This window comes from Streptomyces sp. NPDC007205 (assembly GCF_040634095.1).
GTDB lineage: Bacteria > Actinomycetota > Actinomycetes > Streptomycetales > Streptomycetaceae > Streptomyces.
On record NZ_JBEYEW010000048.1, the window covers coordinates 24,358 to 35,921 of the forward strand.

12 protein-coding genes and 1 pseudogene are annotated in these 11,564 nt (G+C 70.6%); all 13 read left to right on the top strand.

Translation table 11 applies throughout. The annotated features are described in order from the left end of the window. Nucleotides 1-287 precede the first annotated feature (287 nt). The gene (gene pgsA, locus ABZ624_RS37980; RefSeq protein WP_360099349.1) at nt 288-950 is read left to right on the top strand and encodes a phosphatidylinositol phosphate synthase; all 663 of its coding nucleotides are present in this window, start codon (nt 288-290) and stop codon (nt 948-950) included. Beyond that, nucleotides 947-1,855: a phosphatidylinositol mannoside acyltransferase gene (locus tag ABZ624_RS37985; protein WP_360099351.1), complete on the top strand. Its 909-nt coding sequence runs from the start codon at nt 947-949 to the stop codon at nt 1,853-1,855. The genes pgsA and ABZ624_RS37985 overlap by 4 nt, the downstream gene beginning before the upstream one ends. Further along, nucleotides 1,852-3,015 carry a glycosyltransferase family 4 protein gene (locus ABZ624_RS37990; protein WP_360099353.1) on the top strand — a complete coding sequence of 388 codons (1,164 nt, stop codon included), beginning with the start codon at nt 1,852-1,854 and terminating at the stop codon, nt 3,013-3,015. Before ABZ624_RS37985 ends, ABZ624_RS37990 begins: the two co-directional genes overlap by 4 nt. Before the next feature lie 70 nt (nt 3,016-3,085). Further along, the gene (locus ABZ624_RS37995; RefSeq protein ID WP_360099355.1) at nt 3,086-3,628 is read left to right on the top strand and encodes a hypothetical protein; all 543 of its coding nucleotides are present in this window, start codon (nt 3,086-3,088) and stop codon (nt 3,626-3,628) included. 124 nt (nt 3,629-3,752) lie between these two features. Next, nucleotides 3,753-4,658, top strand: a complete 906-nt coding sequence (pdxS, locus tag ABZ624_RS38000; RefSeq protein WP_360099357.1) for a pyridoxal 5'-phosphate synthase lyase subunit PdxS — start codon at nt 3,753-3,755, stop codon at nt 4,656-4,658. Nucleotides 4,659-4,698: 40 nt separating this feature from the next. After that, nucleotides 4,699-5,304, top strand: a complete 606-nt coding sequence (gene pdxT, locus ABZ624_RS38005; protein ID WP_360099359.1) for a pyridoxal 5'-phosphate synthase glutaminase subunit PdxT — start codon at nt 4,699-4,701, stop codon at nt 5,302-5,304. A 76-nt stretch (nt 5,305-5,380) separates the two neighbouring features. Beyond that, nucleotides 5,381-6,133, top strand: coding sequence for a YebC/PmpR family DNA-binding transcriptional regulator (locus ABZ624_RS38010; protein ID WP_360099361.1), 753 nt, complete (start codon nt 5,381-5,383; stop codon nt 6,131-6,133). 126 nt (nt 6,134-6,259) lie between these two features. Next, complete coding sequence (gene ruvC / locus ABZ624_RS38015; RefSeq protein ID WP_360099363.1) at nt 6,260-6,799, top strand: crossover junction endodeoxyribonuclease RuvC; 540 nt, start codon at nt 6,260-6,262, stop codon at nt 6,797-6,799. Continuing rightward, on the top strand, nt 6,796-7,401 hold the full coding sequence (ruvA, locus tag ABZ624_RS38020) for a Holliday junction branch migration protein RuvA (RefSeq protein ID WP_360099365.1): 606 nt from the start codon (nt 6,796-6,798) through the stop codon (nt 7,399-7,401). The genes ruvC and ruvA overlap by 4 nt, the downstream gene beginning before the upstream one ends. 26 nt (nt 7,402-7,427) lie before the next feature. After that, nucleotides 7,428-8,498, top strand: a complete 1,071-nt coding sequence (gene ruvB / locus ABZ624_RS38025; RefSeq protein WP_360099367.1) for a Holliday junction branch migration DNA helicase RuvB — start codon at nt 7,428-7,430, stop codon at nt 8,496-8,498. A 189-nt stretch (nt 8,499-8,687) separates the two neighbouring features. Then, nucleotides 8,688-9,191: a preprotein translocase subunit YajC gene (gene yajC / locus ABZ624_RS38030; RefSeq protein WP_360099369.1), complete on the top strand. Its 504-nt coding sequence runs from the start codon at nt 8,688-8,690 to the stop codon at nt 9,189-9,191. Nucleotides 9,192-9,334: 143 nt separating this feature from the next. Continuing rightward, complete coding sequence (secD, locus tag ABZ624_RS38035; RefSeq protein ID WP_360099371.1) at nt 9,335-11,143, top strand: protein translocase subunit SecD; 1,809 nt, start codon at nt 9,335-9,337, stop codon at nt 11,141-11,143. A gap of 3 nt (nt 11,144-11,146) precedes the next feature. Next, nucleotides 11,147-11,564, top strand: a pseudogene (locus ABZ624_RS38040) (protein translocase subunit SecF); the annotation flags it as partial.

Genomic DNA, 11,564 nt, shown 5'->3' on the forward strand with positions numbered 1-11,564 from the left:
CTCCCGTGCACGGTGAGGTCACTGTGGGCGCGGACACGCGGGACCCGCGTGCACTGGCGGCTCCGGCGACGCCCGCGGTTATTCGAGCTTTCCACTCCCGTCACGCTGCGTCCATACGAACGACAGCCGCGGACGCCGATCGTGTCCCGCGCGCCCGCGCGCGGCGGCGCACGCCGGTTCGTTCCACGGGCTGCGGGTGCCCGCCGGTCACGTACACGTGCGCGTGGCTACGATGGGCCAGCCGGAGGCCACCAGGGGCCGCGGCGACACCGACCGTCGGGAAGGCCATGCTGAACAAGTACGCGCGTGCATTCTTCACGCGTGTCCTCACACCGTTCGCCGCGTTTCTCATCCGCCGGGGCGTGAGCCCCGACACGGTCACGCTCATCGGCACGGCCGGTGTGGTCGCGGGCGCGCTGGTCTTCTACCCCCGGGGCGAGTTCTTCTGGGGCACGGTCGTGATCACCCTGTTCGTCTTCTCGGACCTGGTCGACGGCAACATGGCCCGCCAGCTGGGCCGCTCCAGCCGCTGGGGCGCCTTCCTGGACTCCACCCTCGACCGGGTCGCCGACAGCGCCATCTTCGGCGGCTTCGCGCTCTGGTACGCGGGCAACGGCCACAACAACGTCCTGTGCGCCGTCTCGATCTTCTGCCTGGCCAGCGGCCAGGTGGTGTCGTACACCAAGGCGCGCGGCGAGTCCATCGGGCTGCCGGTCGCTGTCAACGGCCTCGTCGAACGCGCCGAGCGGCTGGTGATCTCCCTGGTGGCGGCCGGCTTCGCGGGCCTGCACAAGTTCGGTGTGCCGGGCATCCAGTGGCTGCTGCCGATCGCGCTGTGGATCGTCGCCGTCGGCAGCCTCGTCACACTGATCCAGCGGGTCGTCACGGTCCGCCGCGAGTCCGCCGAGGCGGAGGCGGCGGCCCAGCAGAACGCCGAGGCCGCGCAGTGAGCGCCGGCGAACGGCTCGCCGACGCGCTGTACGGCGTCGGCTGGAGCACCGTCAAAAAGCTCCCCGAACCGGCCGCGGTCCGCCTCGGCCGCACGATCGCCGACGTTTCCTGGAAGCAGCGCGGCAAGGGCGTACAGCGCCTGGAGTCGAACTACGCGCGCGTGCTGCCCGACGCCGGCCCCGAGCGGCTGCGCGAGCTGTCCCGCGCGGGCATGCGCTCCTACCTGCGCTACTGGATGGAGTGCTTCCGGCTGCCGGCCTGGAGCCGGGAGCGCGTGATGTCGGGCTTCGACCCCAAGGACATACACCTCCTGACCGACGGGCTGGCCGCCGGCGGAGGCGTGATCCTCGCCCTGCCGCACATGGCCAACTACGACCTGGCCGGTGCCTGGGTCACCACCAAGCTGGAGACGCCCTTCACCACGGTCGCCCAGCGGCTCAAGCCGGAAACGCTGTACGACCGTTTCGTCGCCTACCGCGAGGGCCTCGGCATGGAGGTCCTGCCGCACAGCGGCGGCTCAGCCTTCGGCACCCTGGCCCGCAGGCTGCGCGACGGCGGCCTGGTCTGCCTGGTCGCCGACCGGGACCTGTCCGCCTCCGGCGTCGAGGTCGACTTCTTCGGCGAGCGCACCCGGATGCCCGCGGGACCGGCCCTGCTCGCCCAGCAGACCGGCGCGCTGCTGCTCCCGGTCACCCTCTGGTACGACGACTCGCCCGTCATGCAGGGCCGCGTGCACCCCCCGGTCGACGTACCCCCGTCGGGTACCCGGGCCGAGAAGACGACCGTCATGACACAGGCGCTGGCCGACGCCTTCGCCACCGGGATCGCCGACCATCCGGAGGACTGGCACATGCTCCAGCGGCTGTGGCTCGCCGATCTCGACCCCGCGAAGGGACCCTCGTGAGAATCGGGATCGTCTGCCCGTACTCCTGGGACGTGCCGGGGGGCGTCCAGTTCCACATCCGTGACCTCGCCGAGTACTTCATCCGCCTCGGCCACGACGTGTCCGTCCTCGCCCCGGCCGACGAGGACACCCCGCTGCCGCCGTACGTCGTCTCGGCCGGCCGAGCGGTCCCGGTGCCGTACAACGGCTCGGTGGCCCGCCTCAACTTCGGCTTCCTTTCGGCCGCCCGGGTGCGGCGCTGGCTGCACGACGGCGCCTTCGACGTGGTCCACATCCACGAACCGACCTCGCCCTCGCTGGGCCTGCTGACCTGCTGGGCGGCCTCCGGGCCGATCGTGGCCACCTTCCACACCTCCAACCCCCGCTCGCGCGCCATGATCGCCGCGTACGCGATCCTCCAGGCCGCCCTGGAGAAGATCAGCGCACGGATCGCGGTCAGCGAGTACGCCCGCCGCACCCTGGTCGAACACCTCGGCGGGGACGCGGTGGTCATCCCCAACGGCGTCGACGTCGACTTCTTCGCCAAGGCCGAGCCCGAGCCGGAGTGGCAGGGGGACACGATCGGCTTCATCGGCCGCATCGACGAGCCCCGCAAGGGCCTGCCCGTGCTGATGAGGGCCCTGCCGAAGATCCTCGCCGCCCGCCCGCAGACCCGCCTGGTGGTCGCGGGGCGCGGCGACGAGGAGGCGGCCGTCGAGGAGCTGCCCCGGGAGCTCCGCTCCCGCGTCGAGTTCCTCGGCATGATCAGCGACGCGGACAAGGCACGTCTCCTGCGCAGCGTCGACCTGTACGTCGCGCCCAACACCGGCGGCGAGAGCTTCGGCATCATCCTGGTCGAGGCCATGTCGGCGGGTGCCCCCGTGCTCGCCTCCGACCTCGACGCCTTCGTCCAGGTCCTGGACCAGGGCAAGGCCGGCGAGGTCTTCGCCAACGAGGACGCCGACGCGCTCGCCGAGGCCGCCGTACGCCTGCTGAAGGACCCGGTGCGCCGGGCGGAGCTGTGCGAGCGCGGGAGCACGCACGTGCGGCGGTTCGACTGGTCGACGGTCGGCGCGGACATCCTGTCCGTCTACGAGACGGTCACGGCCGGCGCGGCGGCGGTCGGCGCGGACGAGCGGACGGCGGGGCTGCGGGCGCGGTTCGGGCTGGCACGGGACTGAGGCTGCGGCCGTCCGGACCGGCCCGGGACCGACGCCGGGGGCGCGTTCCGGCAGCCGATAGCCTTCCGCCGTGACCGCAACCCTCATCTGGATCCTCGTCGCACTCCTCGCGTTCGGCGTGTACCTGAGCTGGACGGCCGGGCGGCTGGACCGGCTGCACGTGCGAATGGACGCCGCGCGGGCGGCGCTCGACGCACAGCTGCTGCGCCGGGCCTCCGTCGCCCAGGAACTCGCCACCTCGGGAGTGCTGGACCCGGCCGCCTCGATCGTGCTGTACGAGGCCGCCCACGCGGCCCGGCAGGCCGAGGAGGAGCAGCGGGAGGTCGCCGAGAGCGAGCTGAGCCAGGCGCTGCGCGCGGTCTTCGAGGACCCGGCCCAGGTGGAGGCCGTACGCGCGGCCCCGGGCGGTGAGGAGGCGGCCCGTGAGCTGGCCGAGGCCGTCCGCCGGGTCCCCATGGCCCGCCGCTTCCACAACGACGCCGTAGGAGCCGCCCGCAGGCTCCGTGAGCACCGCAAGGTCCGCTGGTTCCGGCTGGCCGGCCACGCCCCGTTCCCGCTGGCCTTCGAGATGGACGACGAGCCCCCTGCGGCCCTGGTGGAGCGGGTTTCCTGAACCCCGGGAACCTTCCGCTGGGCGAAAAGGATCCACCGGATTGCCATTGGCCCTTGCTGTGGCCTGGTCCACTCGCGTTTCCTCGCTGGTGTAGAAACCCTCTTTCCCATCAGTGAGGTCACCCGTGTCCACCTTCCAGAACCAGGCTCCCGAGACCGGCACCGCCCGCGTGAAGCGCGGTATGGCCGAGCAGCTCAAGGGCGGCGTGATCATGGACGTCGTCACGCCGGAGCAGGCGAAGATCGCCGAGGACGCGGGCGCCGTCGCCGTCATGGCCCTGGAGCGGGTCCCGGCCGACATCCGCAAGGACGGCGGCGTGGCCCGCATGTCCGACCCGGACATGATCGAGGGCATCATCGACGCCGTCTCCATCCCGGTCATGGCCAAGTCCCGCATCGGTCACTTCGTCGAGGCCCAGGTGCTGCAGTCCCTCGGCGTCGACTACATCGACGAGTCCGAGGTCCTCACCCCGGCCGACGAGGTCAACCACTCCGACAAGTGGGCCTTCACCACCCCGTTCGTGTGCGGTGCCACCAACCTGGGCGAGGCCCTGCGCCGCATCGCCGAGGGCGCCGCGATGATCCGCTCCAAGGGCGAGGCCGGCACCGGCAACGTCGTCGAGGCCGTCCGCCACCTGCGCCAGATCAAGAACGAGATCGCCAAGCTGCGCGGCTTCGACAACAACGAGCTGTACGCCGCCGCCAAGGACCTGCGCGCCCCGTACGAGCTGGTCAAGGAGGTCGCCGAGCTGGGCAAGCTCCCGGTGGTCCTCTTCTCCGCCGGTGGCGTCGCCACCCCGGCCGACGCGGCCCTGATGCGCCAGCTCGGTGCCGAGGGCGTGTTCGTCGGCTCCGGCATCTTCAAGTCCGGCGACCCGGCCAAGCGCGCCGCCGCCATCGTGAAGGCCACCACCTTCTACGACGACCCGAAGATCATCGCGGACGCGTCCCGCAACCTCGGTGAGGCCATGGTCGGCATCAACTGCGACACCCTCCCCGAGACCGAGCGCTACGCGAACCGCGGCTGGTAAGCACAGGTACGGACTTCACGGACCTCAGGTACTGAACCCCATGAACACTCCGGTCATAGGCGTCCTGGCCCTCCAGGGCGACGTACGGGAGCACCTCATCGCCCTGGCCGCGGCCGACGCCGTGGCCAGGGCGGTGCGGCGCCCCGAGGAACTCGCCGAGGTCGACGGCCTCGTGCTGCCCGGCGGCGAGTCCACCACCATCTCCAAGCTGGCCGTCCTCTTCGGCGTGATGGAGCCGCTCCGCGCGCGTGTGCAGGGCGGCATGCCCGTCTACGGCACCTGCGCCGGCATGATCATGCTCGCCGACAAGATCCTCGACCCGCGCTCGGGCCAGGAGACCATCGGCGGCATCGACATGATCGTGCGCCGCAACGCCTTCGGCCGTCAGAACGAGTCCTTCGAGGCCGCGGTCGACGTCGAGGGCATCGACGGCGATCCTGTAGAGGGCGTGTTCATCCGCGCTCCCTGGGTGGAGTCCGTGGGTGCCGGGGCCGAGGTGCTCGCCGAGCACGACGGCCACATCGTCGCCGTCCGCCAGGGCAACGCGCTCGCCACGTCGTTCCACCCGGAACTGACCGGCGACCACCGTGTGCACTCCCTGTTCGTCGACATGGTGCGCGCCAACGGGACCACGGAGTCCTTGTAGGATCTCTGGGGGTCCCCCCAGCCGTTCACGCCTGGGGGAGTTCGTTCAGGATGGGTTACGCGAAGGAGACAGGCAGATGTCCGGCCACTCTAAATGGGCCACGACGAAGCACAAGAAGGCCGTGATCGACGCCAAGCGCGGCAAGCTCTTCGCGAAGCTGATCAAGAACATCGAGGTCGCGGCGCGGATGGGCGGCGTCGACCTCGACGGTAACCCGACCCTCTACGACGCCGTCCAGAAGGCCAAGAAGCAGTCGGTCCCGAACAAGAACATCGACTCCGCGATCAAGCGCGGCGGTGGTCTTGAGGCCGGCGGCGCCGACTACGAGACGATCATGTACGAGGGCTACGGTCCGAACGGTGTCGCGGTGCTCATCGAGTGCCTCACCGACAACCGCAACCGCGCCGCCTCCGACGTCCGCGTCGCCATGACCCGCAACGGCGGCAACATGGCCGACCCGGGCTCTGTGTCGTACATGTTCACACGCAAGGGCGTCGTCATCGTCCCGAAGGGTGAGCTGAGCGAGGACGACGTCCTGGGTGCCGTGCTGGACGCGGGCGCCGAGGAGGTCAACGACCTCGGCGAGACCTTCGAGGTCATCAGTGAGGCCACCGACCTGGTCGCGGTCCGCACCGCCCTCCAGGAGGCCGGCATCGACTACGACTCCGCCGACTCCAGCTTCGTGCCGTCCGTCCAGGTCGAGCTGGACGAGGAGGGCGCCAAGAAGATCTTCAAGCTCATCGACGCGCTCGAGGACAGCGACGACGTGCAGAACGTGTTCGCGAACTTCGACGTGAGCGACGAGATCATGGAGAAGGTCGACGCGTAACGCTCCGCGGGTTCGGCGAGCTTTCCGGCGGGCCGGTGGGACACGTCCCACCGGCCCGCCGGCGTTGTCAGTGGCAGCCGTTAGCCTGGCGTCGTCCGTGGATCACCGCAAAGAGGGAGGGGCGGCGTGCGTGTACTGGGGGTGGACCCCGGGCTGACCCGCTGCGGTGTCGGCGTCGTCGAGGGGGTCGCGGGGCGTCCGCTGACCATGCTCGGGGTGGGGGTCGTACGGACACCGGTGGACGCCGACCTCAGTCACCGCCTCCTCGCCGTCGAGGAGGGCCTGGAGCAGTGGCTGGACGAGCACCGGCCCGAGTACGTCGCCGTGGAGCGTGTCTTCAGCCAGCACAACGTGCGTACCGTGATGGGCACCGCCCAGGCCAGCGCCGTGGCCATGCTGTGCGCCGCCCGGCGCGGCATCCCCGTCGCCCTGCACACCCCGAGCGAGGTCAAGGCCGCCGTCACCGGCTCCGGCCGCGCCGAGAAGGCACAGGTCGGCGCCATGGTCACCCGGCTGCTCAGGCTGTCGGCACCGCCGAAGCCGGCCGACGCCGCCGACGCCCTCGCGCTCGCCATCTGCCACATCTGGCGCGCCCCGGCCCAGAACCGGCTCCAGCAGGCGGTCGCCCGCCACACCGTCAACGCAACGAAAGGCCGTACGGCATGATCGCCTTCGTCAGCGGCACAGTCGCCGCGCTCGCCCCCGACGCCGCGGTCGTCGAGGTCGGCGGCGTCGGCATGGCCGTCCAGTGCACGCCGAACACGCTGTCCACGCTCCGCCTGGGCCAGCCCGCCAAGCTGCACACCTCCCTGGTCGTCCGCGAGGACTCCCTCACCCTGTACGGCTTCGCCGACGACGACGAGCGCCAGATCTTCGAGCTGCTCCAGACCGCGAGCGGCGTCGGCCCCCGCCTGGCCCAGGCGATGCTCGCCGTGCACACCCCGGACGCGCTGCGCCGCGCCGTCGCCACCGGCGACGAGAAGGCCCTCACCACCGTGCCCGGCATCGGCAAGAAAGGTGCGCAGAAGCTGCTCCTGGAGCTGAAGGACCGGCTCGGCGAACCCGTCGGCGCCCCCGTGGTCGGCGCCCCGGTCACCCAGGGCTGGCGCGACCAGCTGCACGCCGCCCTCATCGGCCTCGGCTACGCCACCCGGGAAGCCGACGAGGCCGTCGCCGCGGTCACGCCGCAGGCCGAGGCCGCGGGCGGCACCCCGCAGGTCGGGCAGCTGCTGAAGACCGCCCTGCAGACCCTGAACCGCGCCCGCTGAACCCACGACGATCGAGGCACACGGATATGAACTGGGACGACACCACCGACACCCCCGCCCCCGAGCGGCTCGTCGGTGCGTCCGCCGACCGGGAGGACCAGGCCGTCGAGGCCGCCCTGCGCCCCAAGGACCTCGGTGAGTTCATCGGCCAGGAGAAGGTGCGCGAACAGCTCGACCTCGTCCTGCGGGCCGCACGCGCGCGTGGCGCCACCGCCGACCATGTGCTCCTGTCCGGCGCGCCCGGCCTCGGCAAGACCACACTGTCGATGATCATCGCCGCCGAGATGGGCGCGCCCATCCGCATCACCTCCGGCCCCGCCATCCAGCACGCCGGCGACCTCGCCGCGATCCTCTCCTCCCTCCAGGAGGGCGAGGTCCTCTTCCTCGACGAGATCCACCGCATGTCCCGGCCTGCCGAGGAGATGCTGTACATGGCGATGGAGGACTTCCGCGTCGACGTCATCGTCGGCAAGGGCCCCGGCGCCACCGCCATCCCCCTGGAGCTGCCCCCCTTCACCCTGGTCGGCGCCACCACCCGCGCGGGCCTGCTGCCGCCCCCGCTGCGCGACCGCTTCGGCTTCACCGCGCACATGGAGTTCTACGAGCCGCACGAACTGGAGCGGGTCGTGCACCGCTCGGCGAACCTGCTGGACGTCGAGATCGAACCGGACGGCGCCGCCGAGATCGCCGGCCGCTCCCGTGGCACGCCCCGTATCGCCAACCGCCTGCTGCGCCGTGTCCGTGACTACGCCCAGGTCAAGGCCGACGGCCTGATCACCCGCGAGATCGCCGCGGCCGCCCTCGCCGTCTACGAGGTCGACGCCCGCGGTCTGGACCGCCTGGACCGTGCCGTCCTGCAGGCCCTGCTGAAACTCTTCGGCGGCGGCCCGGTCGGCCTGTCCACGCTCGCCGTCGCGGTGGGGGAGGAGCGGGAGACCGTCGAGGAGGTCGCCGAGCCCTTCCTCGTCCGCGAGGGACTGCTCGCCCGCACTCCCCGCGGCCGGATCGCCACACCGGCCGCCTGGGAGCACCTCGGCCTCACCCCGCCCCGCTCGGCGACCGGGGGACACGGACAACAGGACCTGTTCGGGACCTGACGGCGCCATGATGGATACGGGACGGCGAAGGCATTGGCACCAGCAGGAACCCAGGTGCCATGCTGAGCGTTGTTCCATGCGCGCGGACTCGCTTAGACTCCGCCGATGCCGCCCTTGCGGGCGGCGCCGACCCACACCCCCGTCAACAGGCCGCTCTCCGTCGCGGTCGCGCGAAGGAAATTCCGTCCCGTGAATGCCTTTACCCTTCTCCCCTTCATCGTGCTCATCGCGGCCATGTTCCTGATGACGCGCTCGGCCAAGAAGAAGCAGCAGCAGGCTGCCAACATGCGGAACGAGATGCAGCCCGGCTCCGGTGTCCGCACGATCGGGGGGATGTACGCGACGGTCAAGGAGGTCAACGAGGAGACCGTCCTCCTCGACGCCGGACCGGGCGTCGATCTCCTCTTCGCCAAGAACGCGATCGGCGCCGTCCTCAGCGACGACGAGTACAACCGCATCGTCCACGGCATCGAGCACGACCTGAAGTCCGACGCCGACATCGTTCCGGACGACGCCTCCTCCCTCACCGAGACCGACGAGTCCGACTCGCCCGCTGCCGCCGCCTCCGACGACAAGGCCGTCGACCTCGGTAAGAAGGACGCTGACGAGGACGGCACCGACGCGGCCGAGGCCGCCGAGGCCAAGGCGAAGGACGAGCCGAAGAAGACCGACGGCGACTCCGACGCGAAGTAGTCACGCCCCGGTGGTGCGCTACGCGGCATAATCACGGCCCGCGCACCACCGGGCGTCTGTTTCCCGCAGGGAACAGCCCGACACCATGTCATGGCCGACCGCGCCGACCGGGCGCGGGGCGGCCCGAGAGGGAGTACGAGAAGGTGGCAGCACCTAAGAGGGGCCGGAGCGCGAGCGCCCAGAGCAAGCCAGGGCGCTCGCTGGCCCTCATCCTGATCGCCATCGTGGCGCTCACCGGAGGCATGTTCCTTTCCAAGAACACGACTCCGCGTCTCGGTATCGACCTCGCCGGTGGTACGAGCATCACGCTCAAGGCGAAGGCCGACCAGGGATCCGCGATCAACAAGGCCAACATGGACACCGCGGTCGACATCATGAACCGCCGTGTCAACGGCCTCGGCGTCTCCGAGGCGGAGGTGCAGACCCAGGGCAACGACAACATCATCGTCAACATCCCCAAGGGCACCAACTCCAAGGAAGCCCAGCAGCAGGTCGGCACCACCGCCAAGCTGTACTTCCGCCCGGTCCTGGCCAGCGAGCCCAGCATCCCCGCCGCCTCGAAGAGCCCGTCGCCGAGCGCCTCCCCGAGCGGCAGCTCCTCGCCTAACCCGGGCACGAGCCCCTCCGCCTCTTCCTCCGCCAAGGAGAAGGCGTCCTCGTCCTCCTCGGGGTCCCCGTCCCCCACGGGGTCGGCGACCTCCCAGGGCCGCGCCGTCACCGACGCGCTGAAGGCAGGCTCCACTCCCTCGCCGAGCGCGACCTCCAGCGGCAGTTCCAAGCCGTCGGCCACGCCGTCCGCCAAGCCGTCCGGGTCCGCCACCGGCAACGCGGACGCCGCCAAGCTCCAGGCCCAGTACGCCGCCCTGGACTGCTCCAAGCCCGCCGAGCGGGCCAAGGTCGGAGGCGCCGCCAAGCCCGGCGAGCCCACGATCGCCTGCGGCCAGATCAAGAAGGTCTGGTACAAGTACGTGCTCGGCCCGGCCGGCGTCGACGGCACCGAGGTGAAGAAGGCGCAGGCCGTCTTCGACACCCAGGGCGCCTCCGGCTGGCAGGTCCAGATGACCTTCACCTCCAGCGGTGCCAAGAAGTTCGCGGACATCACCGGCCAGCTGGCGAAGAACCAGTCCCCGCAGAACGAGTTCGGCATCGTCCTCGACGGCGAGGTCGTCTCCAGCCCGTTCGTGCAGAACGCGATCACCGGCGGCCAGGCGGAGATCTCCGGCAGCTTCACCCAGCAGGACGCCCAGAACCTCGCCAACATGCTGTCGTACGGCGCCCTGCCGCTCTCCTTCCAGGAGCAGTCCGTCACCACCGTCACCGCCGCGCTCGGCGGTCAGCAGCTGCACGCCGGTCTGCTCGCCGGCGCGATCGGCCTCGCGCTGGTCGTGCTCTACCTGGTGGTCTACTACCGCGGTCTGTCGCTCGTCGCGATGGCCTCGCTGCTGGTCTCCGCGATGCTCACCTACGTGATCATGTCGCTGCTCGGCCCGGCCATCCACTTCGCGCTGAACCTGCCGGCAGTCTGCGGTGCCATCGTGGCCATCGGTATCACCGCGGACTCGTTCATCGTGTACTTCGAACGCATCCGGGACGAGATCCGTGAGGGCCGCTCGCTGCGCCCCGCCGTCGAGCGGGCCTGGCCGCGCGCCCGTCGCACCATCCTGGTCTCCGACTTCGTGTCGTTCCTCGCCGCCGCCGTCCTGTTCATCGTGACCGTCGGCAAGGTCCAGGGCTTCGCGTTCACGCTCGGTCTGACCACCGTGCTCGACGTGGTCGTCGTCTTCTTCTTCACCAAGCCGTTGATGACCCTGCTCGCCCGCCGTAAGTTCTTCGCGAACGGCCACAAGTGGTCCGGCCTCGACCCGAAGAGCCTGGGTGCCAAGCCGCCGCTGCGCCGCACCCGCCGTCCCGCCGGTCCTGCCGCCGGCTCTGTCGACCCGAAGGAGGCCTGAGCCATGTCGAAACTCGGCAACCTCGGCGCTCGACTGCACCGCGGCGAGATCGCGTACGACTTCGTCGGCAAGCGCAAGATCTGGTACGGCGTCTCCATCCTGATCACCATCACGGCCATCGTCGGCCTGGCGGTGCGCGGCCTGAACATGGGCATCGAGTTCAAGGGTGGTGCGGTCTTCACCACGCCGACCAAGATGAGCGCCTCGGTGGCCCAGGCGGAGACCTACGCCAAGGACGCCTCCGGCCATGAGGCGATCGTGCAGAAGCTCGGCAACGGCAGCCTGCGCATCCAGATCGCCGGCATCGACACCGGCCAGTCCGACAGGATCAAGCAGGAGCTGGCCAAGGACCTGAACCTCAACCCCGAGAAGCTCGCCGCCGACCTGGTCGGCCCGAGCTGGGGCGAGCAGATCGCCAACA

Excerpts from the sequence above, each read along its gene's own strand:
- pgsA (WP_360099349.1), top strand. The coding sequence starts at position 288 with ATGCTGAACAAGTACGCGCGTGCATTCTTCACGCGTGTCCTCACACCG.
- pdxT (WP_360099359.1), top strand. The coding sequence starts at position 4,699 with ATGAACACTCCGGTCATAGGCGTCCTGGCCCTCCAGGGCGACGTACGG.
- ABZ624_RS38010 (WP_360099361.1), top strand. The coding sequence starts at position 5,381 with ATGTCCGGCCACTCTAAATGGGCCACGACGAAGCACAAGAAGGCCGTG.
- ruvA (WP_360099365.1), top strand. The coding sequence starts at position 6,796 with ATGATCGCCTTCGTCAGCGGCACAGTCGCCGCGCTCGCCCCCGACGCC.
- ruvB (WP_360099367.1), top strand. The coding sequence starts at position 7,428 with ATGAACTGGGACGACACCACCGACACCCCCGCCCCCGAGCGGCTCGTC.